The sequence below is a fragment of the Frigoribacterium sp. PhB118 genome, assembly GCF_003751725.1.
Taxonomy (GTDB): domain Bacteria; phylum Actinomycetota; class Actinomycetes; order Actinomycetales; family Microbacteriaceae; genus Frigoribacterium.
Genome location: NZ_RKID01000001.1, coordinates 658,464 through 682,612, shown reverse-complemented (window position 1 = coordinate 682,612; position 24,149 = coordinate 658,464). Strand labels below are relative to the sequence as shown.

At 69.9% G+C, this 24,149-nt stretch carries 18 protein-coding genes; 17 read left to right on the top strand and 1 reads right to left on the bottom strand.

The window, feature by feature from the left end:
- The first annotated feature begins 156 nt into the window (after positions 1-156).
- From atpB to EDF21_RS03035, 9 genes are read left to right on the top strand one after another with little or no spacing between them, the layout of a single operon-like run.
- Entirely contained in the window at positions 157-963 is an 807-nt protein-coding gene (gene atpB / locus EDF21_RS03075; protein ID WP_043594504.1) for a F0F1 ATP synthase subunit A, read from the top strand.
- A gap of 54 nt (positions 964-1,017) precedes the next feature.
- Positions 1,018-1,251: an ATP synthase F0 subunit C gene (gene atpE, locus EDF21_RS03070; RefSeq protein WP_043594505.1), complete on the top strand. Its 234-nt coding sequence runs from the start codon at positions 1,018-1,020 to the stop codon at positions 1,249-1,251.
- A gap of 20 nt (positions 1,252-1,271) precedes the next feature.
- Positions 1,272-1,832, top strand: coding sequence for a F0F1 ATP synthase subunit B (locus EDF21_RS03065; RefSeq protein ID WP_123570235.1), 561 nt, complete (start codon positions 1,272-1,274; stop codon positions 1,830-1,832).
- A 2-nt stretch (positions 1,833-1,834) separates the two neighbouring features.
- Complete coding sequence (locus tag EDF21_RS03060) at positions 1,835-2,629, top strand: F0F1 ATP synthase subunit delta (protein ID WP_123570234.1); 795 nt, start codon at positions 1,835-1,837, stop codon at positions 2,627-2,629.
- Between the two features lie 59 nt (positions 2,630-2,688).
- Positions 2,689-4,326: a F0F1 ATP synthase subunit alpha gene (atpA, locus tag EDF21_RS03055; protein ID WP_056045891.1), complete on the top strand. Its 1,638-nt coding sequence runs from the start codon at positions 2,689-2,691 to the stop codon at positions 4,324-4,326.
- Positions 4,327-4,370: 44 nt separating this feature from the next.
- Complete coding sequence (locus EDF21_RS03050; protein ID WP_056045889.1) at positions 4,371-5,270, top strand: F0F1 ATP synthase subunit gamma; 900 nt, start codon at positions 4,371-4,373, stop codon at positions 5,268-5,270.
- Positions 5,271-5,311: 41 nt separating this feature from the next.
- On the top strand, positions 5,312-6,772 hold the full coding sequence (gene atpD, locus EDF21_RS03045; protein WP_043594513.1) for a F0F1 ATP synthase subunit beta: 1,461 nt from the start codon (positions 5,312-5,314) through the stop codon (positions 6,770-6,772).
- A 2-nt stretch (positions 6,773-6,774) separates the two neighbouring features.
- Positions 6,775-7,035, top strand: a complete 261-nt coding sequence (locus EDF21_RS03040; RefSeq protein ID WP_043594515.1) for a F0F1 ATP synthase subunit epsilon — start codon at positions 6,775-6,777, stop codon at positions 7,033-7,035.
- A 28-nt stretch (positions 7,036-7,063) separates the two neighbouring features.
- Positions 7,064-7,819 carry a YaaA family protein gene (locus EDF21_RS03035; protein ID WP_123570233.1) on the top strand — a complete coding sequence of 252 codons (756 nt, stop codon included), beginning with the start codon at positions 7,064-7,066 and terminating at the stop codon, positions 7,817-7,819.
- Between the two features lie 33 nt (positions 7,820-7,852).
- Here the strand turns inward: EDF21_RS03035 and EDF21_RS03030 are convergent, their stop codons facing one another.
- On the bottom strand, positions 7,853-8,413 hold the full coding sequence (locus EDF21_RS03030; protein WP_123570232.1) for a methylated-DNA--[protein]-cysteine S-methyltransferase: 561 nt from the start codon (positions 8,411-8,413) through the stop codon (positions 7,853-7,855).
- A gap of 211 nt (positions 8,414-8,624) precedes the next feature.
- Between EDF21_RS03030 and EDF21_RS17210 the strand changes: the two genes are divergently transcribed.
- From EDF21_RS17210 to EDF21_RS02990, 8 genes are all read left to right on the top strand, one after another.
- A complete protein-coding gene (locus EDF21_RS17210; RefSeq protein ID WP_123570231.1) occupies positions 8,625-9,179 on the top strand; it encodes an FHA domain-containing protein in 555 nt (184 codons plus the stop codon).
- Positions 9,176-9,973: a PP2C family serine/threonine-protein phosphatase gene (locus tag EDF21_RS03020; RefSeq protein WP_123570230.1), complete on the top strand. Its 798-nt coding sequence runs from the start codon at positions 9,176-9,178 to the stop codon at positions 9,971-9,973. Before EDF21_RS17210 ends, EDF21_RS03020 begins: the two co-directional genes overlap by 4 nt.
- A 175-nt stretch (positions 9,974-10,148) precedes the next feature.
- The gene (locus tag EDF21_RS03015; RefSeq protein ID WP_123570229.1) at positions 10,149-11,570 is read left to right on the top strand and encodes a serine/threonine-protein kinase; all 1,422 of its coding nucleotides are present in this window, start codon (positions 10,149-10,151) and stop codon (positions 11,568-11,570) included.
- Positions 11,571-11,614: 44 nt separating this feature from the next.
- Entirely contained in the window at positions 11,615-17,374 is a 5,760-nt protein-coding gene (locus EDF21_RS03010; RefSeq protein ID WP_158612838.1) for a tandem-95 repeat protein, read from the top strand.
- A gap of 34 nt (positions 17,375-17,408) precedes the next feature.
- Positions 17,409-18,380 (top strand): MoxR family ATPase, encoded by a 972-nt coding sequence (locus tag EDF21_RS03005; RefSeq protein ID WP_056045870.1) that lies wholly within the window; start codon positions 17,409-17,411, stop codon positions 18,378-18,380.
- Positions 18,377-19,840, top strand: a complete 1,464-nt coding sequence (locus tag EDF21_RS03000; RefSeq protein ID WP_233568338.1) for a DUF58 domain-containing protein — start codon at positions 18,377-18,379, stop codon at positions 19,838-19,840. The genes EDF21_RS03005 and EDF21_RS03000 overlap by 4 nt, the downstream gene beginning before the upstream one ends.
- Positions 19,837-22,209, top strand: coding sequence for a transglutaminase domain-containing protein (locus tag EDF21_RS02995; protein ID WP_123570227.1), 2,373 nt, complete (start codon positions 19,837-19,839; stop codon positions 22,207-22,209). Before EDF21_RS03000 ends, EDF21_RS02995 begins: the two co-directional genes overlap by 4 nt.
- The gene (locus EDF21_RS02990) at positions 22,209-24,104 is read left to right on the top strand and encodes a zinc-ribbon domain-containing protein (RefSeq protein ID WP_123570226.1); all 1,896 of its coding nucleotides are present in this window, start codon (positions 22,209-22,211) and stop codon (positions 24,102-24,104) included. Before EDF21_RS02995 ends, EDF21_RS02990 begins: the two co-directional genes overlap by 1 nt.
- Positions 24,105-24,149: the final 45 nt, after the last annotated feature.

Genomic DNA, 24,149 nt, shown 5'->3' with positions numbered 1-24,149 from the left:
ACCTCGACCGATTCGTGGAAGCAACCATTACCTTGATAGGGTTGACGACGTTCCCCGGCCGCGTCTCCAGCGTGCACGGATGACAAACCCCACCAATCGTCGCGACACTTCAGGGTGCTCGCCCCGACACAGGAGATAGCGCTGATAGCGAACGCTGTGAACCTGCTCTCCGCTGCCGAAGCCGGCCACGGGGACGGGGGATTCCATGCCCCGACTCTTGACGAGTTCTTCCCTCCCGCCATCTTCTTCGAGGGCACCCCCTTCGAGCTGAACCGCATCATGCTGGTCCGCCTCTTCGCGATCGCCGTCATGTTGCTGCTGTTCTGGCTGGCCCTGCGCAAGGGGCGGCTCATCCCGTCCCGCGGGCAGAGCATCGCCGAGCTGGGCCTCGACTTCGTCCGCATCCAGATCGTCGAGGAGATCCTCGGCGAGAAGCTCGGACGCAAATACCTGCCGTTGCTGGCCGCCATGTTCTTCGGCATCTTCGCCATGAACATCACGGGCATCATCCCCGGCCTCAACATCGCAGGCACGTCGGTCATCGCCATGCCCCTGCTGCTGGCGGTCGTGGCCTACATCATGTTCATCTACGCGGGCTTCCGCGAGGCCGGTGGCGCGACGTTCCTGCGCAACGCCCTCTTCCCGCCCGGTGTGCCGTGGGTCATGTACATCCTGCTGACGCCCATCGAGTTCATCAACATCTTCATCGTGCGGCCGATCTCCCTGGCCCTCCGACTCCTGTTGAACATGATGGTCGGCCACCTCTTGCTGGTGCTCTGCTTCGCGGCGACGCACTTCTTCTTCTTCAGCATGAGCGGGGGCTTCATGGCCTTCGGTGCTCTCACCCTCATCGGTGGCTTCGTGATGACCATCGTCGAGATGGCCGTCGCCGTGCTGCAGGCCTACGTCTTCACGCTCCTCGCCTCGGTCTACATCCAACAGGCCGCGGCGAAAGAACACTAAATACAGACGACGCGCGTCATCCGACGTGCATCGCCCAACCGGAAGGAAACACAAGTGGACACCACCACGATCCTCGCTGAGATCAACGGCAACATCGCGACCGTCGGCTACGGCCTCGCTGCGATCGGCCCCGGCATCGGTATCGGCATCGTCGCGGGCAAGACCGTCGAGGCCATGGCCCGCCAGCCCGAGCTGGCCGGCCGCCTGCAGGTCACGATGTTCCTCGGCATCGCGTTCACCGAGCTGCTGGGCTTCATCGGCCTCGCCGCCGGCTTCATCTTCTCCTGATCAGTTAGGACGACACACCGATGATCGAGACGATCCTCGCGGCCGAGGGTGGTGCGCCCGAAGGCGCCGCCATCTTCTTCCCCGCTGGTTACGACATCCTCTGGTCCTTGGTCGTCTTCGTGGTCATCGCCGCGTTCTTCGGGCTCTTCGCGATCCCCAAGTTCCGCAGGATCCTCGACGAGCGTGCCGAGCGCATCGAAGGCGGCATCAAGCACGCCGAGGCCGCGCAGGCCGAGGCTGCCAAGGCCCTCGACGAATACAAGAAGCAGCTGGCCGACGCTCGTGCCGAGGCCGCTCGCATCCGTGAGGCTGCGCGCGCCGAGGGCAACGAGATCATCGCCGAGCTCAAGCAGCAGGCGCAGTTCGAGGCCGACCGCATCACCGCCTCCGCCCACGCGCAGATCGAGGCCGAGCGTCAGGCCGCCGTGGCCTCGCTCCGGTCCGAAGTCGGATCGCTGGCCATCGACCTCGCCTCCGGCGTCATCGGTGAGTCGCTGAGCGACGACGCGAAGGCGTCGGCCGTGGTCGACCGCTTCCTGGCCGACCTCGAGGCGGACGAGAACGCTAAGGCGGGCAACTGACGATGGGTTCCATGTCCCGAGAAGCACTCGGTTCGGCGCGGTCGGTCTTGTCCGACCTCGGCGGGTCGGTCGATCTGACGACCGGCGAGCAGTTGCTCGACGCCGGTCGGGTCATCGGCGGCTCCGCTCAGCTGCAGTCGTATCTCGCCGACCCCGCTGTCGACGTGGCGACGAAGAAGCAGCTGCTCGACCGGCTCTTCGGGTCGTTCTCCGAGTCGACGCGAGCGGTGCTCGTATCGGTCGTCGGCAGCCGCTGGTCGTCGTCCGACGATCTGCTCGCCGGCATCGAAGAGGTCGCCTTCCGAGCGATCGCGACGACCACGCCGGCCGACAGCAGCATCGAGAACGAGCTCTTCGCCTTCGATGCCGCCGTCCGGACGGATTCGCAGCTCGAATTGGCCCTCGGCTCCAAGCTGGGCGATCCCGCCGCCAAGGCGGACCTCGTCGAGCGCCTGCTCGGAGGGAAGGCCAGTCGTCAGACGGTCGCCATCGTGATGCACCTGGTGCAGCAGCCCCGTGGCCGTCGGATCGGTGAGCTCCTCCGTCACGCAGCCGACATCGTCGCCGACCAGTCCGATCAGCTCGTCGCCACCGTCACGAGCGCCGTCCACCTCGACGACGCCCACGTCACTCGGTTGCAGCACGGTTTGGCCAGGCAGTTCGGGCGTAGCCTGCGCATCAACCAGGTCATCGATCCCGCCGTCGTCGGCGGCCTCCGCGTCCAGGTGGGCGACGAGGTCATCGACGGCACCGTTGCGACGAAGCTCAGCCTGCTCCGCCTGCAGCTCGCCGGCTAGTCACGCTCTCACACACAGACTCGAGGCCTCCCGAAGCCTCGCTACGAATAGGAATCACAATGGCAGACATCAAGATCAGCCCGGATGAGATTCGCGACGCGCTGAAGGACTTCGTCTCGTCGTACGACCCTTCGAAGGCCTCCACCACCGAGGTCGGCCACGTCACGGACGCAGCCGATGGCATCGCCCACGTCCAGGGGCTCCCCGGCGTCATGGCCAACGAGCTCATCCGCTTCGCGGACGGCACGCAGGGTCTCGCTCAGAACCTCGACGAAGACGAGATCGGCGCCATCGTCCTCGGCGAGTTCTCCGGCATCGAAGAGGGCATGGAGGTCACCCGCACGGGTGAGGTCCTCTCCGTCCCCGTCGGCGACGGCTACCTGGGTCGCGTCGTCGACCCGCTGGGCGCACCCATCGACGGTCTCGGCGACATCGCCACCGAGGGTCGTCGGGCCCTCGAACTCCAGGCCCCCGGTGTCATGCAGCGCAAGTCGGTCCACGAGCCCATGCAGACCGGCATTAAGGCGATCGACGCCATGATCCCCGTCGGTCGAGGGCAGCGCCAGCTCATCATCGGCGACCGCCAGACCGGCAAGACGGCCATCGCGATCGACACGATCATCAACCAGAAGGCCAACTGGGAGTCCGGCGACGAGAACAAGCAGGTCCGCTGCATCTACGTCGCCATCGGCCAGAAGGGCTCCACGATCGCCTCGGTCAAGGGTGCCCTCGAAGAGGCCGGAGCCATGGAGTACACGACGATCGTCGCCGCTCCCGCCTCGGACCCCGCCGGCTTCAAGTACCTCGCTCCGTACACCGGGTCTGCCATCGGTCAGCACTGGATGTACAGCGGCAAGCACGTCCTCATCATCTTCGACGACCTGTCGAAGCAGGCCGAGGCCTACCGTGCCGTCTCGCTCCTCCTTCGTCGTCCGCCGGGACGCGAGGCCTACCCGGGTGACGTCTTCTACCTGCACTCGCGTCTGCTCGAGCGTTGCGCGAAGCTGTCCGACGAGCTGGGCGCCGGCTCCATGACGGGTCTGCCCATCATCGAGACCAAGGCCAACGACGTCTCGGCGTACATCCCGACCAACGTGATCTCCATCACCGACGGCCAGATCTTCCTGCAGTCCGACCTCTTCAACGCGAACCAGCGTCCCGCGGTCGACGTCGGCATCTCGGTGTCGCGCGTCGGCGGTGACGCCCAGGTCAAGTCGATCAAGAAGGTCTCCGGCACGCTCAAGCTCGAACTGGCCCAGTACCGCTCGCTCGAAGCTTTCGCGATGTTCGCGTCCGACCTCGACGCGGCGAGCCGTCGTCAGCTCGCACGTGGTGCACGTCTCACCGAGCTCCTCAAGCAGCCGCAGTACTCGCCCTACCCGGTCGAGGACCAGGTCGTCTCGATCTGGGCCGGCACCAACGGCAAGCTCGACGAGGTCCCCGTGCCCGACATCCTGCGTTTCGAGCGCGAGTTGCTCGACTACATGGGTCGGAACACGTCGGTGTTGTCCGATCTCAGGGAGAAGAACGTGCTGTCGGACGACATCGTCGCGGCTCTCGAGAGCGGCATCGACTCGTTCAAGCAAGAATTCCAGACCGGTGAGGGCAAGCCTCTCGCTTCGGTGGGACGTGAAGAGTTCGAGGCCACCGACGCCGACGACGTCAACCAGGAGAAGATCGTCAAGACGAAGCGCTGACGCGCCCGTTCGACGTTCACGACTGACGAGACAACAGGAGAGTAATGGGAGCCCAACTCCGGGTCTACCGGCAGAGGATCCGCTCTGCGCAGACGACCAAGAAGGTCACTCGCGCGATGGAGCTCATCTCGGCCTCGCGCATCCAGAAGGCGCAGGCCCGGATGAAAGCCTCCGGGCCGTACTCGCGAGCCATCACCCGCGCGGTGTCGGCCGTGGCGACGTTCTCGGACGTCGACCACGTGCTGACCACCGAGCCCGAGACGGTCGAGCGTGCCGCGATCGTCGTGTTCACGTCGGACCGCGGCCTCAACGGTGCATTCAGCTCGAACACGCTGAAAGAGAGCGAGCAGCTCGCGCAGCTGCTGCGGAGTCAGGGCAAAGAGGTCGTCTACTACCTCGTGGGTCGCAAGGCCCAGGGGTACTTCGCCTTCCGTCGTCGTGACGCCGAGCAGGTGTGGACGGGCAACACGGACCAGCCCGAGTTCGTCACGGCGAAAGAGATCGGCGACGCGGTCGTCTCCAAGTTCCTCACCGAGGCGGCCGAGGGTGGCGTGGACGAGATCCACATCGTCTACAACCGTTTCGTGAACATGGTCAGCCAGGTTCCCGAGGTCGTCCGTCTGCTTCCCCTCGAGGTCGTCGAGGGCATCGAAGAGCCCGGAGAGGACGAGGTCCTGCCGCTGTACGACTTCGAACCCGATCCGACCGAGGTCCTCGACGCCCTGTTGCCGGTCTACATCGAGAGCCGCATCTTCAACGCCATGCTGCAGTCGGCCGCCTCCGAGCACGCCGCCCGTCAGAAGGCCATGAAGGCTGCCAGCGACAACGCCGACACCCTCATCCGCGACTTCACCCGTCTGGCCAACAACGCGCGTCAGGCCGAGATCACGCAGCAGATCTCCGAGATCGTGGGCGGCGCAGACGCCCTCGGGTCGGCCAAGTAGAGCTCTGCACCACAGCATCATCATCCGAAGAGAGAGAAGCCATGACTGACACCGCAACCGCACCGGTCGCGACCGAGTCGGCTCCCGGCGTCGGGCGCATCGCCCGGGTCACGGGCCCCGTCGTCGACATCGAGTTCCCGCACGATGCCATCCCCGGCGTCTACAACGCGCTGACCACGAAGATCACCATCGGTGACACGACCACGCAGATCACGCTCGAGGTCGCCCAGCACCTCGGTGACGACCTCGTCCGTGCCATCGCCCTCAAGCCCACCGACGGCATCGTCCGTGGGCAAGAGGTCATCGACACCGGCGCGCCCATCTCCGTGCCCGTCGGCGACGTCACCAAGGGCAAGGTCTTCAGCGTCACGGGCGAGATCCTCAACCTCGAGGGTGACGAGACGGTCGAGATCACCGAGCGCTGGCCCATCCACCGCAAGCCCCCGAAGTTCGACCAGCTCGAGTCCAAGACCCAGCTGTTCGAGACGGGCATCAAGTCCATCGACCTCCTCACGCCTTACGTGCAGGGCGGCAAGATCGGTCTCTTCGGTGGTGCGGGTGTCGGCAAGACCGTCCTCATCCAGGAGATGATCCAGCGTGTCGCGCAGGACCACGGTGGTGTGTCGGTCTTCGCCGGCGTCGGTGAGCGTACCCGCGAGGGCAACGACCTCATCGCCGAGATGGACGAAGCGGGCGTGTTCGACAAGACCGCGTTGGTCTTCGGCCAGATGGACGAGCCGCCGGGAACCCGTCTCCGCGTCGCGCTGTCGGCCCTCACGATGGCCGAGTACTTCCGCGACGTGCAGAAGCAGGACGTGCTCCTCTTCATCGACAACATCTTCCGCTTCACGCAGGCCGGTTCCGAGGTCTCGACCCTTCTGGGTCGCATGCCCTCGGCCGTGGGTTACCAGCCCAACCTGGCCGACGAGATGGGCGTCCTCCAAGAGCGCATCACCTCGACGCGCGGTCACTCGATCACCTCGCTGCAGGCGATCTACGTGCCGGCCGACGACTACACCGACCCGGCTCCCGCGACGACGTTCGCGCACCTCGACGCGACCACCGAGTTGTCGCGTGAGATCGCGTCGCAGGGTCTCTACCCCGCGATCGACCCGCTGACCTCGACCAGCCGCATCCTCGACCCGCGTTACCTGGGCCAGGCGCACTACGACACGGCGATCCGGGTCAAGGCCATCCTGCAGAAGAACAAGGAGCTGCAAGAGATCATCGCCATCCTCGGTGTCGACGAGCTCTCCGAAGAGGACAAGATCACGGTGTCGCGTGCGCGCCGCATCCAGCAGTTCCTCTCGCAGAACACCTACATGGCCAAGAAGTTCACGGGTGTCGAGGGCTCGACCGTCCCGCTGAAGGACACCATCGAGTCCTTCACGGCGATCGCCGACGGCGAATTCGACCACGTGGCCACGCAGGCATTCTTCAACGTCGGCTCCATCTCGGACGTCGAAGAGAAGTGGGCTCAGATCCAGAAGGAGAACGGCTGATCGTGGCTGCTCTCACTGTCAGCGTCGTCTCGGCCGACCACGAAGTGTGGTCGGGCGAGGCGTCGTCGATCGTCGCTCGCACCGCCGAGGGTGAGATCGGGATCCTTCCCGGTCACGAGCCGATCCTCGCCATCCTGGCCTCGGGTCAGGTCAGGGTCCGGTTGTCCGACGGCACCACCGTCGAGGCGACTGCCGACGACGGTTTCCTGTCCGTCGAGAACGACACCGTGACGGTCGTCGCGCGCAACGCACAGCTCAACTGAGCTCCGCCCGTCTGCACCACCGAACGACATGCTTTTCCTGCTGCCCCCGTCCGAGACCAAACTCGACGGGGGCAGCGTCGGTTCGCGGCTCGATGTGACGGCACTGTCGTTCGACGAGCTCGACGGCCCTCGCCGCGCCTCCTTGGCCTTGCTCGACGAGATGTCGGCCGACGTAGCGGCGGCCGCCGCTGCCCTCAAACTCGGTCCCACGCAGGCTCACGAGGTCGAGCGCAACCGGCTCGTGACCGTGTCGCCCACGATGCCCGCTCTGTCGCGCTACACGGGGGTCCTCTTCGACCCTCTCGGTGTGGCAGGCATGAGTGCCGACGCGTGGACGTGGGCTCACCGGCACGTACTCGTGCATTCGGCCCTGTTCGGCTTGCTCAGGGCTGGTGACGAGATCCCCGCGTACCGGCTCTCGCACGACTCGAGGGTTCCCCGGACGTCGTTGAAGAAACTCTGGCGAGGGCCCGTGTCCTCGGTCCTGGCAGGCGTCGGCGACCTCGTCGTCGACCTGCGATCCGAGGGGTACGTCGCTCTGGGGCCGGCTGGGACGCCGTCGACGTACGTCCGTGTCGTCTCGGACGCGGGCGACCGACGCCGAGCCCTCAACCACTTCAACAAGAAGAGCAAGGGGTTGCTCGTTCGCGCCCTCCTGGCCGATCGTCCGGACCTGGCCGACATCGGCGACCTGACGGAGTGGGCCCGCGGTCGAGGTTTCGTGCTCGAACCCGGAGACGAGAGCGTGCTCGTGGCCGAGTCGGTCCTGCAGGCGTCCGTCTGATCGCCGGGCGGGCGGCGACGCTTCGGCTCTGTCTCAGTCCAGGGGCACGGGACCCTCTCGGAACGCGATGCCCTCGTGGCGGAGGAGCCACTTCTTCGTCTCGACCCCTGTGCCCACGGTGTAGCCGGTGACGCCGCCCGTCCGGCCCAGGACGCGGTGGCACGGGACGAGCAGGGGGAGCGGATTCACCGCCACCGCTCCACCGACGGCTCGCCCGGCCCGAGGATTGCCGAAGGTCCCGCCGAGTCGTCCATAGGTCGTGGCCCGTCCCCACTCGACCTCGAGCAGCGCAGACCAGACCGAGCGCTGGAAGCTCGAACCGACCAGGCGGAGCGGAAGATCGAAGCGCGTGCGCACTCCTTCGAAGTAGCCGTCGACCTGACGTCGGGCTGCATCGAGCAGGTTGTCGGGCCGCTCGGGTTGACCGTCGTGAGGCAGGACGCCCTCACGCTCGATCGCGAGGCCCTCGACGGCGAAGTGGCGACCGACGATCTCGATGCGTCCCACGGGGGAGTCGAGTCGGACGAGCCCCGGTGGTTCGTCGTCGTCGGCACGGCCGGGTGGCAGCGGGGGTACGAGGACGAGGTCGGTCATGGCGTCACGCTAGGGCGGCCGCCCGGTCGGGACGCCGGAGAACGGGCCGGGTGTGCACCGGCGGCTGCCGCACCCGGCGTGGGGAGGAGACGTGCGGTGATGCAGCCTGGGCGCCGGTGTGGACGCGGCACCCGAACGGACCGGTCACCGGGCGCTAGCGTGGAGGTCGTGGTCGCCGACCCGCGTCAGAGCCCCCGGTGAGAGGAACGAGATGCCCACCGAACAGTCACCAGGATCGTGGCACCGAGTCGGCTCGATCGACGACACGGTCGTCGGTCGCCCTGCCCGCCCCTCGGGCGTCGACGAGACGGACGCGGACGACACGGTGCTCCGCGTCTCTCCACCGGCACGGCCGCCGACGAGGCAGGAGCCGAGCCCGTCGGGCCGACCCACCCCGCGCCTCCACGGGGTGAGGGTCGCCGGGCAGGACCTGTCGCTCGACGTGCCCGTCATCGTGGGGCGTCGCCCGACCGGACCGCGCGTGGGCTCTGGGCCCCTGCCACGGTTGGTGACCGTGCCGTCTCCGCGACACGAGGTCTCGGGGGCGCACGTCGACGTGCGCCAGCACGGGGGCACCGTCGTCGTCACCGACCTGCGTTCGACGAACGGGACCCGGGTGATCGAGCCCGGACGCGTTCCCGTCGTTCTCCGGCAAGGCGAGTCGCTCGTCGCCCGTGCAGGCACGATAGTGGACGTAGGTGACGGGAACCTTCTCGAGATCCTGCCTCCCCAGCGCATCATCCCGACGAAAGAACCCCTCCTGTGACAGAGCTCGGCCGCCCCACGACCGCCCACGCCCTCGGCCTCGACGGCCCGGGGCTCACCTTCGACTGGGCGGGGGTGACCGACGTGGGTCGTCGCCGGGCGCACAACGAGGACAGCTACCTCGCAGAGGCGCCGCTGTTCGTCGTGGCCGACGGCATGGGAGGGCACAGCGCGGGCGACGTGGCGAGCGACGCGGTCGTGCGCCGCATGAGCGAGATCGCGTCACGCCCGTTCGCCACCACGGACGACGTCGAGACGGCGCTCCGCGTGGCCACGGAGGACATCGCGGTGGCGGCGGCCGACACCGAGCTCGGGGTCGGCACGACGGCCACCGGGGCGTTCCTCTCACGAGAGGGTGAAGGCGCCGAGGTCGACTTCACGGTCTTCAACGTGGGCGACTCCCGCGTGTACATGTTCGAGGACGGCCGTCTCCGCCAGGTGACCGTCGACCATTCCGTCGTCCAGGAGATGGTCGACGCGGGGCTCCTGCACGCGGACGACGCCGAGAAGCACCCCGACAGCAACGTGATCACCCGGGCGGTCGGGTTCGACGTCGACCCGCGTCCGGATTACTGGAGGGTGCCCGCCCGACCCGGCCTGCGCCTCCTCGTCTGCTCGGACGGCCTGACCAAAGAACTGTCCGCCGGGCGGATCGCCGAGCTCCTCGGCGGCGTCGACGGTGCCGAGCCGGCGGCGACGGCCCTCGTCGAGGCCGCCGTCGAGGCGGGTGGACGCGACAACGTCACGGCCGTCGTCGTGGACGTCCGGAGCGCCGAGACGACGGACGCCGAGTAGGCGCGACACGCGGACACGGACGGCCCCGCCCCCGAAATGGGGGGACCGGGTCCGTCCACAGGGGGGCCCACGGGCCTCTCGGGCGTCGGGGACCCCCACGTAGAATGGCTGCGGTCGGACCGACGCCGACCTGTTCCGCCCAGCCGACCCGGCATCGATCCCCAGAGGAGGCGACGTGGCTCGACGACTGCCTTCGGCGCCCCCCGTGCTGCCGGGATTCTCGCATGTGCGCGTGCTCGGGTCGGGCGGCTTCGCCGACGTGTTCCTCTACGAACAGAACATGCCGCGCCGGCAGGTCGCGGTGAAGGTCATGCTCAGCGAGGTCGTGAACGACCAGGTCCGCCAGATGTTCCAGGCCGAGGCGAACCTCATGGCCCAGCTGAGTGCCCACCCGTCGATCCTCACGGTGTTCCAGGCCAGCGTCTCGGCCGACGGCCGTCCGTACCTGGTGATGGAACTCTGTTCGTCGTCGTTGAGCGAGCGGTACCGGCGCGACCGCATCCCCGTCGCCGACGTGCTGCGCATCGGTGTCAAGATCGGCAGCGCGGTCGAGACGGCCCACCGGCAGGGCGTCCTGCACCGCGACCTGAAACCGTCGAACATCCTCATGACGGCCTACGGACACCCCGTGCTGTCCGACTTCGGCATCGCCGCGTCCCTCAGCGAGAGCGAGCCGCAAGAGGTCGTCGGCATGTCGATCCCGTGGTCGGCCCCCGAGGTGCTGCTCGACGAGACCAACGGCACCATCGAGTCCGAGGTGTGGTCCCTCGGGGCGACGGTGTACTCGCTGCTCGCGGGCCGGAGCCCCTTCGAGGTCCTCGGCGGCGACAAGAACGGTGCGTCCGACCTGATCGGTCGAATCGACAAGGCCAAGCTCGTGCCCACCGGACGGACGGACGTCCCTCCCACCCTCGAGCGACTGCTCGCGAGGTCCATGTCGCGGCGCCCCGAGAACCGCCAGGCCAGCGTCCTCGAGTTCGTGCGCGAGCTCCAGCAGGTCGAGAGCGAGATCGGCGTCGCGCAGACCCCCATCGAGGTGGCGGTCGACGACTGGGCCCTGGCGACCGTGGCCGACCTCGAGGACAAGACGCGCCTCCGGGGTGTGACCCCCGTGCAGGCCTCGCGGCGTCGCCGCCGGCGCCGGGCGACCGAGGCCCAGGTCCAGGCGCAGCACGGCGGTTCGCTCCAGCAGAGCCGCGCCGTGCCTCGCAGCACGGGTACACGTCCGACGCGGCGTCGGTCGTTGCTCGTCGTGACGTGGGCCCTCGTCGCGGCGTCGGTGGTGGGGATCGGCCTCGCGGCCGCCGCGACGCTGGTGCTCGTCCGCTCGACGTCGACCGACATCCCCCGGGTGGCCGACGTCGCGTCGTCGAGCGACGGCTCCTCGGTGGTCTTCACCTGGAGCGACCCGGGGCTCCGGGCGGGTGACACCTACGTCATCTCGACCGGGGGGCAGACGAGCCAGCAATCCGCCGACCGGTTCGTCGCCACCCCCGCCGACCCGGGTGACGAGGTCTGCATCACCGTCTCCGTGAGCCGCGGTGGTTCGACCGGCCCGGAGAGCAACGAGAACTGCGCGACGGCGGGTCAGGGCTGATGGGGCGGCTGCTCGACTGGGCCTCCCGTCGTCGATCCGCTGTCGTGACCGGGGTCGGAGTGGTCGTGGTGGCCACGCTCGTCACGACCGTCGCCGTGGCCAGCGGTGGCTACGAGGCCCAGCGCGTCGACCTCTCCGACGGAACGGTCTGGGTCGCCAACGGAGAACGCGCCGCGATCGGTCGGGCGAACACCGACGTCCTGCAGCTCAACTCCGCCGTGCGCGGCACCGGTGCCGACCTCTCGGTCGTCCAGCGCGAGCAGGACGTCCTGCTCGTGGATCGCAGCAACGCCACGGTCGGTGTCGTCGACACCGCCACGGCCGAGGTGGCCGAGAGCGTCCCGCTCCCGCCCGAATCGCCCGACGTGTCGATCGCCGGGGACCGTGTGCTCGTCGTGTCACAGGGCACGGGGGAGGTCTGGAGCCAACCGCTCTCCGACCTGGCGTCCTTCAGCAACGAGGTCGACCCCGATCTCAGCCTCGGCAAGGGACTGGTCACCGACGTCACGCCCGACGGCCGTGTGGTCGCCTACTCGTCCGACACCGGCAGGGTGTCGATCTTCGACGGAACGGTGTCACCCGACGTCGCCGAGACGCACGACGTGCCCGCCTCGTCGTCCTCCGGGTACCAGGTGGCCTCGGTCGGCGGTCACTGGGCCGTGCTCGATGCCGTCACGGGGGAACTGGTCGTCGACGGACGGCAGGTCGACCTGTCCGACCGGGCCTCGGGCGGGCTCGCCCTGCAGACGGGGTCCGACACGGGCGACGAGGTCCTGGTCGCGACGTCCACCGGCCTCTTGTCCGTGTCGATCGACTCCTCACGGGTCGCCGAGGTCGTCGGCGGACGCGAGGGCAAGCCCGCGCGACCCGTCGTCGTCGGCGACTGCCGCTTCGGCGCCTGGGCGGGCGGGTCGGCGTGGAGCGACTGTGCGTCGGCCCGCGGGGGAGTCCTCGACCTCGAACAGGTCACCGGAGGGGCGAGCCTGGTCTTCGACGTCAACGCGCGCCGGGTCGTGCTCAACGATCCGGCGTCGGGTCGGTCCTGGGCGGTCCAGCGTTCCGGCGAGCTCATCGACAACTGGTCGGACCTCTTCCAAGAGGACCGCGACCAAGAAGAGCAACAGGAGAACGACGACCGGCAACCGCCCGAGTTGGATCTCGACCAGAAACCACCGGTCGCCGTGGACGACGCGTTCGGCGCACGACCCGGTCGAGCGAGCACCCTGCCCGTGCTGCTCAACGACTACGACCCGAACGGCGACCCGCTCGTGATCGACGACGTGTCCGCACTCGACGACGCCGTCGGCCGGGTCGACCTCGTCAACGACCGACAACAGGTGCTCCTCACCCTCACCGACTCGGCTTCCGGCACGTTCTCGTTCGACTACACCATCTCCGACGGACGTGGCGGTCAGGCCAGCGCGACGGTCGCCCTCACCGTGCGCCAACCGTCGGAGAACTCGCCGCCGCAGCAGGCGCGCAGGACGTCGGCGTCGGTGTCGTCCTCGGGCCGGGTCACCACCTCGGTGCTCGGCGACTGGATCGACCCCGACGGTGATGCCTTCTACCTGACCTCGGCAGGAGGGGCGGCGGGGCTCTCGTACAAGCCCTCGGGGGACGTCGTCTACCAGGACGCCGGTGCGGGCGACACGACCCTCGACGTCCCGCTGACGGTCTCGGACGGCCGTGACGAGGGGCGAGGATCGCTCGCGATCACGGTGATGGGGGCAGGGCAGGTGCCCCTCGAAGCCCTGCCCTTCTCGCAGCAGGCCTATGCGGGCCAGCAGCTGACCGTGCGGCCGCTGACCTACGCTCGAGGCGGCACGGGCACCGTCAAGCTGAACAGCGTCCCGGCGAAGGCCGACGTCACCGTCACGCCGAACTACGAACAGGGCACGTTCCGGTTCCTCAGCGACGTGCCCGGGACCCACCTGCTCGAGTACACCGTGACGGACGGCGACCAGACGGCGACCGGCACGGTCAGGGTGGACGTCCAGTCCCCTCCGGACGCGGGCACACCCCCCGTCACGACGCCCAAGACGATCTTCGTCGAGACGTTGGGCACGCAGACGCTCGACGTCGTCGCGACCGATCGTGACCCGGCCAACAACGTCCTCATGCTCACGGCGACCGATGCCGTGCCCGCCGCATCCGGGGTCAGGGTCGAGACGCTCGATCAGCGCTACGCCCGCATCACGCTCGCGGCCCCGCTCGACGACGGGCCGGTCACCTTCGGCTACACCGTCAGCAACGGCCTCGCCTCCGCGACCGGCACCGTGACGGTGGTCGAGATCCCGCGCCGGGCGATCACCCAGCCGCCGATCGCGACCGACGACCAGGTGACCGTCCGGGTGGGGGACTCCATCGACATCGACGTCCTCGCCAACGACGAGCAGCCCGACGGCGACGAGTTGACGCTGGTGCCGCGACTCGAGAGGGACGTCCCGGCCGGCAGCGGGTTGCTCTTCGCGTCGGGTAACCGTCTCCGGTACCTGGCCCCCACCACCCCGGGCAACGTCACGGCGACCTACACCGTCGAGGGCCCCGACGGGCAGCGGGCCTCGGCCCAGGTCGCCATCGCGGTCCGCGAGGTCGACGCGGGCAGCAACGCCGCCCCCGCGCCCCAGTCGGTGACGGCGCGCGTCGTCGCAGGCGAGACCGTGCGCATCGGCGTTCCGCTCGACGGCATCGATCCCGACGGCGACTCGGTCCAGCTGCTCGGGGTGGGCACGAACCCCGAGAAGGGCAGCGTGTCGACCGTCGGCACCGACTACGTCGAGTACCAGGCGAACGCCAGCTCGGCGGGCACCGACAGCTTCACCTACGCGGTCGTGGACGGCTTGGGCGCCCGGGCCACCGGCACGGTCCGCGTGGGGATCTCGACCCGCGCCGACGGATCGCGCAACCCGATCGCCGTCGCGGACGCCGTGACGATGCGACCCGGGGGTTCCATCACGGTCCGGGTGCTCGACAACGACTCCGACCCCGACGGGGGCGCGTTGTCGGTCGACGCCGTCGAGCCGAACGGCGAGGGTGTCGTCGCCAAGGTCGTGTCGGGGACCATGGTGTCGGTGACGCCCCCCGAGACCCCCGGGACGTACGGCCTCGTCTACACGGTGTCGAACGAGCGCGGCGGGCAGAGCTCGACCTTCGTCACCGTGACCGTCGATCCCGACGCACCACTGAACTACCCGCTCGCCGACGACACGGTGCTCGGACTCAGCGACATCGCCGGTCGGCAGACCGTGACGGTCAACCCCCTGACCAACGTGTTCTTCTCGGACGGCAGCACCTCGCAGCTCGACCTCGGACTGGCCCCGGGATTCGGCTCGACGGCCGAGGTGACGCCGAACTCGCGCGTGACCGTCCGCATCACCGATTCGAGCCAGATCATCCCGTTCTCGGTCTCGAGGAAGGACGACCCGGGCGTCCGCTCCTACGCCTTCATCGTCGTGCCCGGTTTCGACGACGCCCTGCCGCAGGTCGACCGGACGGTCCGTCCGATCACGGTCGAGAGCGAGAAGGCCGTCACGATCGACCTCGACCGTTACGTGATCTCCGCCGGCACCAACGGCGTCAGACTGACCGACCCCGCGACGGTCCGGGCGACGAACTCGAACGGCGACGACCTCGTGGTCGACGACACGACCCTCCGGTTCACGTCCGCCGACCTGTTCTCGGGTACGGCCTCGATCTCGTTCCAGGTGACCGACGGTCGCTCGGCCGACGACCCGGACGGCCGGACGGCGTCGCTCGTGCTGCCCATCACGGTGACGTCGCGAGAGAACCAGCCACCCGTCTTCAACGGCACCTCGATCGACCTCGAACCGGGCCAGTCCCGCACGCTCGACCTCGCTCGGCTCACCACGTATCCCTATCCGGACGACGTCGACGAGCTCCGGTACTCGGTCGAACAGGGCGGCGTCGCGGGCTTCGGCTTCGACCTGTCCGGGTCGAGGCTCACCGTCTCGGCCGAGGCCGGCACCGCGAAGGGGACGAGCAGGTCGCTGCCCGTCGCCGTCAGCGATGCCCTCAACCCGGGCCGGAGCGGTGCCGTCACCGTGTCGGTGGTGGGATCGACCCGCCCGCTCGCTCAACCGGCCGCCGATCGTGCCGTCGTCAAGCGCGGGGCCTCGACCTCGGTCGACGTGTTGCAGAACGACCAGGCGACCAATCCCTTCCCCGGGCAGGCGCTGCGGGTGGTGGCGATCCGTGGGCTGAACGGGTCGTCCGTTCCGGCAGGCGTCTCGATCACGCCGAGCGGTGACAACCGGAGTCTCGCCGTCTCGGTCGCGGCGTCCGCGGCCCCCGGCGACACGAACCTCCAGTACCAGGTCGCCGACGTCACGGACGACCCCGACCGTTACGTCTGGGGCACCGTCACCATCAGCGTGCAGGACGTTCCGAACGCACCCAACGCCCCGGTCCGAACGGGCACCTTCACGGGGGGACAGCTCACCCTGAGCTACACGGCTCCGGCGGCCAACAACTCGCCGTTGACCGGCTACCGTCTGACCGGGGCCGGTTCGTCCGGGGGCTCGTACTCCAAGGCCTGCGGGCTGGCGACGGTCTGCACCCTGACCGACCTGCCCGCGGGCCAGCGGTTCTCCTTCACGGTCGTCGCCACCAACGGCGTCGGGGACTCCGCTGCCTCGGCGCCGAGTCCCGCCTACAGTGCCGACTACGTGCCCGCCGCGCCCACGGGCCTGAGCGCGACTGCGGTGCCGTCGGGCCAGGGCGACACCCGCATCACGTGGACGGACTCGCCGGACCCCCGGCCGGGCTCCGCGATCCAGTCGTACGTCGTCGAGTGGTCCGGGCCCACGACGGGCTCCCAGACCGTTCGCCGTGGAGTGCAGCAGAGCGTCATCCCCGGCCTCGTCCCGAACCAGAACTACACGGTGAACGTCTTCGCGAAGAACGACGCCGACGTCGACAGCGAGGCGGCGTGGGCCCGGGCGTCGCTGACGCGGGTGGTACCCGTCGGGAGCCCCGGGGCACCCCAGGTCACGGCCACCCCCGTGAGCGGTGGCGTGCAGATCACCTGGACGCCGTCGACCGCGAACGGCGGATCGGTTCCCACGTACCGGGTGGTCCGCGTCGCCGGCTCGGACGGGCCGGTGTCCTGCGACACCCCTGGTGACCCCGTTCCGCTCGCCGGCGGGGGAGCGACGGACTCGTCCGCGGAGGACGGAGTCAGCTACCTCTACGTCGTGAAGGCGGACAACGGCACCTTCTGTTCCGCGGGTTCGGGTCGGACCACGGCACTCAAGGCCCCGGGTGCTGCTCGCGCGACCGTGGCGTCGATCGAGAACGGTGGGGGACGCTTCGACGTCAGGGTCTCCGCGACCGACGTGGTGTCGGGTACGGCAGCCCGATTCGAGTGGTCGCAGAACGGGCAGACGGGTTGGCAGCCCCTGGCCGCCGACGGCTTCGTCTCCACCGGGGGATACGGCACCGAACTCCAGGTCTACGTCCGAGGCTGTCGAGACGCTTCCGAGACGTTCTGTGGCGCCGCGTCCGATCGTCAGGCCGCGACGCCCGTGACGGTGCGGCCCGTCATCGTCTCGTGCGTCCCCGGCGAACCCCTCGTGGTGAACCCGCCGTCGAACGGTAACCTCGACTTCTCGGCGACGGTCGAGTTCAACGTGTCTCCCCTCATCCTGGACAACTGGCAGTCGGGAGACAGGAACGGCGCGTACACGACGACGTCCCGGGTCGATCCCTCGGCGACGGAGGTCCGCATCCGCGGGACGGTCGACGGCAAGACCGACAGCGGCTACGCACGGGTCACCTGCGGCTGAAGCCCATGAACGACACATCGAGGAACGAAGACACATGAGCATGACCCCCGAGCAGGCGACCTGGTTCTCCGACATCTTCGGGCGACTGGTGGCCAACGTCGACCAGGTGCTGCTGGGCAAGACCTTCGTCGTGCGGCTGTCGTTCACGGCTCTGCTGAGCGAGGGGCACCTGCTGCTCGAGGACTTCCCGGGCACGGGCAAGACCTCGCTCGCCCGCGCGATCGCCCAGAGCGTCCAGGGCTCGAGCAACCGTGTGCAGTTCACCCCCGACCTCCTGCCCGGTGACATCACCGGCGTCAGCATCTACGACCAGAAGGCCGGTGGGTTCGAGTTCCACCGCGGGCCGATCTTCTCCAACATCGTCCTCGCCGACGAGATCAACCGCGCCAGCCCCAAGACGCAGTCCGCCCTCCTCGAGGTGATGGAGGAGAGCCGCGTGACGGTGGACGGCGTCAGCCACCCCGTGGGTTCGCCGTTCATGGTGATCGCCACCCAGAACCCGGTCGAGCAGGCCGGTACCTACCGTCTTCCCGAGGCCCAGCTCGACCGGTTCATCATGAAGACCTCGATCGGCTACCCCGACCACGCGGCGACCGTCCGCATCCTCGAGGGCTCCGCCACGAGGGTTCATGAGGGCAGCCTCAACCCGATCGTCCAGGCCGGGGTCATCACCGAGATGGCGCAACTCGCCCGCACCGTGCACGTCGAGCCCACCATCAGTGACTACGTCGCCCGGCTCGTCGACGGGACGCGCACGGCCCAGGAGGTCCGTCTCGGTGTGAGCGTCCGCGGTGCGCTGGCCCTCGTCCGTTCGGCCAAGACCTACGCGGCGTCCCTCGGTCGTCACTACGTGATCCCGGACGACGTCAAGTCGCTCGCCGAGCCCGTGCTCGCCCACCGTCTCGTGCTCGACCCCGAAGCGGAGTTCGACGGGGTCACGCCGTCCAGCGTCGTGAGCCAGCTGCTCATCGAGACGGCGCCACCCGCCGAGCGGGTAGCCGTGTGAGCGAGCGTCCCCGAGGCACCGACCGGGCCGCCCGGCCCGTGCCGGGGTCGACCGTGGACGGGTCCCGCGCCGGTCGGACACGACCGCGGGGCGGCACCCGCGGCGCCGACCAGCGATTCGATTCCGCGTTCTCGACGGGAACGCAAGGACTGACGAACGCCCGGACCCGGATCGTCGGCGACCGTACCGGCATCGGAGCGGACCTGCTCGTCCTGCTGGTCAGGACGACGCGTGGGGCTCGCCGTTCCGTCCGCCGGGCGTTCACCAGCGCCTCCTCGGTGGTCACGCCCTTCGGGTGGTCGATGCTCGTCGCCGCACCGGTCGGGCTGCTCGTCGGCTACCTGCTCGGCTGGACCGAGTTGGTGGTGGTCGGGTTCGCCGCGATCGTCCTGCTGCTCGTCGCAGGGCTCGCTCTCGTCGGACGGAACACCGTCCGCATCACGCTCGAGATCCCGCACGAGCGCGTGGCCGTCGGCGCCCCGGCGGCCGGCACCGTGCGGGTGCGCAACGCGAGCGCCCGCCGCATCCTCGGAGTGTCCGTCGAGGTCCCCGTCGGACCGGGGCTCGCCGAGATCGGCCTGCCGAGCCTCCGCTCGGGAGACGAGGTCGCCGAGTCGTTCGACCTGCCCACCACCCGACGCGGCGTCGTGGCCGTGGGTCCGGTCAGCACCGTGCGAGGCGACCCGGTCGGCCTCGCCCGACGCGAGATCGAATGGACCGGCGTCACCGAGGTGTTCGTGCACCCCCGCACCATCGGCATCCCGAGCACGAGCACGGGTCTCATCCGTGACCTCGAGGGCAATCCGACGCGTGACCTCTCGCCCAGCGACATCTCGTTCCACGCCCTGCGCGAGTACCAGCCGGGCGACGAACGACGGAACATCCACTGGAAGTCGACCGCCAAGACGGGCACCTACATGGTGCGGCAGTTCGAGGAGAGCAGGCGCAGCCACCTGGTCATCGCCCTGAGCCTCGCGGCCGGTGACTTCGCCAACGACGACGAGTTCGAACTGGCCGTCAGCGTCGCGGGTTCTCTCGGTGCTCGCGCCATCCGTGACGCGCGTGAGGTCAGCGTCGTCGTCGGCGAGACCACCCCCGAGTTCGCCAAGCGGAAGAACCTCGAGATCCGCTCCCTGAGCACGCTGACCCGGAACCGCCTGCTCGACGAACTCGCGGTCGTCACGTCGGCGGAGTCGGCGCTGGCCATCACCGACGTCGCGCGGGTGGCGGGTGATCAGGTCGTGGGGATCTCGGTGGCGTTCCTCGTCGTCGGGTCCACGACGACGGTCACCGAGATGCGCGCCGCAGCCCTGCAGTTCCCCCTGGGGGTGGAGGCGGTGGCGATCGTGTGCGACCCCGAGACGGTCCCCGGCATGAGGCGCATCGCCGACCTCACCGTGCTGACCATCGGGTTCCTCGAGGACCTGCAGAAGTCGCTCGCCCGAACGGCGAGCGCATGAGCGTCGTCGACGGGGTCCGGACGCCCGCGGGGCCCGCGGCGACTGCTCCGCGCGCACGGTCCCGCGCGCGGCCGTCACGACTGCGAGCCCCGTTCGTCGCCTGGGTCGTCGCGTTGTTCGCGGCCTCGCTCGGCGCCGCCACCGTGACCTTCTGGCCGGTGTACGAGAGCGCCGCCTTCGTCGTGCTCGTCGTCGTCGCCTTCGCCGTCGGCGTGGTCATCGCGCTGGGCACCGCCGCCCTCCGGCTGTCGAGCGTGTGGGTGTTCGCGGCGACGATCGTGGCGTACCTGTTGCTCGGGGTGCCGCTCGCCGTGCCGTCGCAAGCCTTCGGCGGCGTGCTGCCCACGGGTCGGGGCCTCCTGACGTTGGTCTCGGCGACCGCTCTCGGCTGGAAGCAGCTCGTCACCATCGCCTTGCCGGTGGGCAGCTACGAGGCCCTGCTGGTGCCGGTCTTCGCGCTGGTCCTCGTCGGCACGGTCGTCGGCCTGTCCGTCGCGCTCCGCAGCCGACGCGGAGAACTCGCCGTCGTCGTTCCCGTCGTCGTCTGGATCGCGGCGATCGTGCTCGGTCCGGGCGAGGCCTGGTGGCCCCGCGTCACCGGTCTCGCCGTGTTGGTGACGGTGGTCGCCTGGGTCGTCTGGTGGCGCCTCCGTCGACGTCGCATCGCGCTCGGGGCCCTCACCACCCGTGCTGTCACGACGTCTGCCGGGCACCGCCCGGTGGCCGTCCGGGCCGTCGTCGGTGCGTTCGCCACGCTGGCCGTCGCGGGGACGGCCGGCACGGTCGCCGTCGCCGCGATCCCGCCGGTCACCTCGCGGACCGTGGCGCGCACGGTCGTCGAGCAACCGTTCGACCCGCGGGACCACGTCAGTCCGCTCAGCGGCTTCCGGGCGTACGAACAGGAGCCCACCGTCGACCAGACGCTCCTCACGGTCTCGGGCCTCCGTGACGGTCAACGACTGCGCGTGGCCACGCTCGACACCTACGACGGTGTCGTCTACAGCGTCGGCAGCGGCCAGGTCGACAGCGCCTCCGGGTTTTTCACCCGCGTGCCGTCCGACGTCGACCAATCCCGGGTCGACGGGCAGGCGACCGCGGTGGACGTCACGATCGGTGCCTACGACGACCTCTGGCTCCCCACCGTCGGCCGACTCGAATCCGTCTCGTTCGGAGGACCCACGGCGGATGCGCGGCGGGACGCGTTCTTCTACAACGACCTCACGGGCACGGCGGCCGTCCTCGGCGGACTGCGGCAGGGCGATTCGTACCGACTGGACGCGGTCGAGCCCCGCCAGCCCGGCGACGACGAACTCGACGCGCTCACACCGGGGACCGCCACCGTGCCGACGCCGCGGGACGTACCCGACGAGCTCACCTCCTCGCTCGAGGAGGACGTCGCCGGGGTCCAGGGCCCCGGGGCGCGCCTCCGGGCGGCGCTGAGCGCCCTGCGCGAGGACGGTTACGTGAGCCACGGCGTCACCGCCGACGAACCCGTCAGCCGATCCGGGCACGGTGCGGACCGCATCGCCCAGCTCTTCACCGACCCCGTCATGATCGGCGACGCCGAGCAGTACGCGACGGCCGCCGCGCTGATGGCCGACCGGCTGGGGTTCCCGGCGAGGGTCGTCATGGGATTCGCCCCCGAGACGGACGGGGGCCCCGTCGACGTCACGGGGTCGAGCGTGACCGCCTGGATCGAGGTCGACACCGCTCAGTACGGCTGGGTGACGCTCGACCCGAACCCGGCCGAACGTCCCATACCCGAGGACCAGGTGCAGGACCCGACGCAGATCTCCCGGCCCGAGTCCGTCGTCCAGCCCCCACCCCAGGACCCTCAGATGCGGGACGACCAGACGCCGCCGCAGTCCGAGCAGGACGATCCCGAGACGCCCCCGGCCTGGTTGGCCATCGTCCTGGCGGTCGTGCGGGTCGTCGGCTGGAGCGCCCTCGTCGCCGGTCTGCTCGCGGCCCCGTTCGTGACGATCGTGGTCCTGAAGGCGCGGAGGCGTCGTCGCCGCCGGACGGCGACGAGTCCCTCCGACCGCATCAGCGGCGGCTGGCACGAGTTCCAGGACGCCGTGGTCGACCACGGCATCCGCACCCCGCCCGCGGCGACCCGGAGCGAGGTCGCCGCCGTCGTCGGTGGCTCGCGTCCTGCGGTGCTCGCCCGGGTGGCGGACCGTGCGGTGTTCTCGCCGAACCCGCCCGCGGAGTCCGACGCCGACCGCGTCTGGACGGCCGTCGCCGAGATGAGACACGCCCTCGGCGTCGGGCTCACGAGGCGGCAGCGGTTCGCCGCGGCGGTCTCGCTCCGGTCTTTGCGTGGTTACCATGGGCGCACCCCTCCCGAGCGACAGAGGAACGACTGATGTACTGCCCCACCTGTGCCAGCCCCCTGCCCGTCGGCGCGATGTTCTGCGGCGAGTGCGGTCGGGCGGTCTCGAGCGCAGACCTCGCGGCCGCCCGACGTCGGGCCGACGCCGCCGCCGAGCACGTCGACGCCACCAGTGCGCCCGACCTGCCCGAGGCTCCTCCGCGTGCGACCTCGCACCCCCGCCGCAGCGATGCGCAGCCCCCGTGGTGGGTGCGCGACCGTCAGGCCGACACCGGCGTGCCCGAGGCCGAGGCCGAGCCTCACCGTGTCGATCACGCCCGGTCCGAAGCGCCCGCGTCGGCTCCCGAGCCCCCGGTGTGGCCGGTCGACGATCGAACCGTCGTGTCCACGGGCGAGGACGACCGCCCGACGGCCTCCGAGGAGGCGCGGGCCGAGTCCCCGAGGACCCCTGACCCCGGCAGTCCCGCCGTCCCCGGCATCCCCGCCGTCCTCGACGGCCCCGTCGGGGCCCTCGCGACGACGGCACCCGAGACGGTCGGATCGCCGACACCACTCCGAGTGCCCTCCGAGCACCCCGACAACGGGCCCCGCCCCTCGTCCGCCCCGCTCTGGACGGCGTCGTTGACGCCTCTCGCATCGGACGAGTCCTCTCCCGACGTGGTGGCCGCCGTCGAACCCTCCTCCGCCGAGGCGTCCCACCGGGGTCGAGACGACGACGGCGAGACCCCGTCAGGCGAGGTCGAGACGTCCACCGCCCCTGACGGAACCCGGCCGGTCGAGAACGACCACACCGAGGGCGCGACCGACCCCGAGGCGACGGCGATGCCGGACGAGTCCACTCCCTCGTCCGACTCCGCCTCCGAGGTCGCCCCCGGCGACCCCGTCGAGCCTCCTGCGGGCCCGCCGCCTCTCGTGCGGCCGACGGCCGACGGGCCGCGGGACGGCGACACCGCCCCGGTGGCCGCCCTCGGCCGTGACCTCCGCCCGCCCGTCCCGAGCGGGTCCCGGCCCGCTCTCCCCGAGTCCGACCGCCCGGAGCCCGTACCGCTCGTCGAGCCCGCACCGCTCGTGGAGCCCGTACCGCTCGTCGAACCGGGCTCCGCCGTCGTCCCCGAACGGTGCACGCACTGTGGCGCACCCATCGACGAGGACGACATCTTCTGCGGCGAATGCGGTGCGGTCGTGCAGTCGGTCGCCTTGTCGTTCACGGGGCCTGTCGTCCCGCTCCCGCCCGAATGGCGACCCGACGACGAGTCCGTCCTCCGCCGTCGTCCCGCCACACAGGACCGTGAGGGCGCCGGATCGGGCTCCGACGACGCCGGGACCTCTCCGGACGGCCCGGGCTCCGGCGACGACGTACCCGTACGAGACGGCGCCGACGACCGGCAGGACGACACGCCACGCCCGGCACCCGAACCGATCGACCACGTCCCGGGATTCCGCGCCGAACGACCGGCGGCGACTGCGACGCCGAGCGTCGCCGACGTCCCCCCTGCTCCCACGTCGTCGTCGGCTCCGTCCTGGCGCCCGCGTCGGGCGCCCGTCGACCTGACCGACGACGCCGACGTCGACGAGACCCGGATCGTCCGTCGTGGCGCACTCGGGACCGAGTACGTGCTGCAGTTCAGCACCGGTGAGAGCATCACGGTCGACGGGACCGGCCTCGTCGGCCGTGCACCGACGCCCCAGCCGGGGGAGCGCTTCGACCAGCTCGTCCGCATCGTCGATCCCGGCAAGTCCGTGTCGAAGACGCATCTGGAGTTCGGTCAGGAGGCCGGAGCCCTCTGGGTCAGCGACCGGTGGTCCGGCAACGGGACGGTCGTCCGTCCTCGTGACCTCCCGCCCCGCCGTGCCGATCCCGGAGTCCGCGTCCGCGTGACGCGTGGCACCCGGGTCGAGATCGGCGAGCAGTTCTTCGTCGTGGTCTGACCCACGGCTCCTCCCCACGCGGCAGGGTGGTCGGTCCTTCCCCCG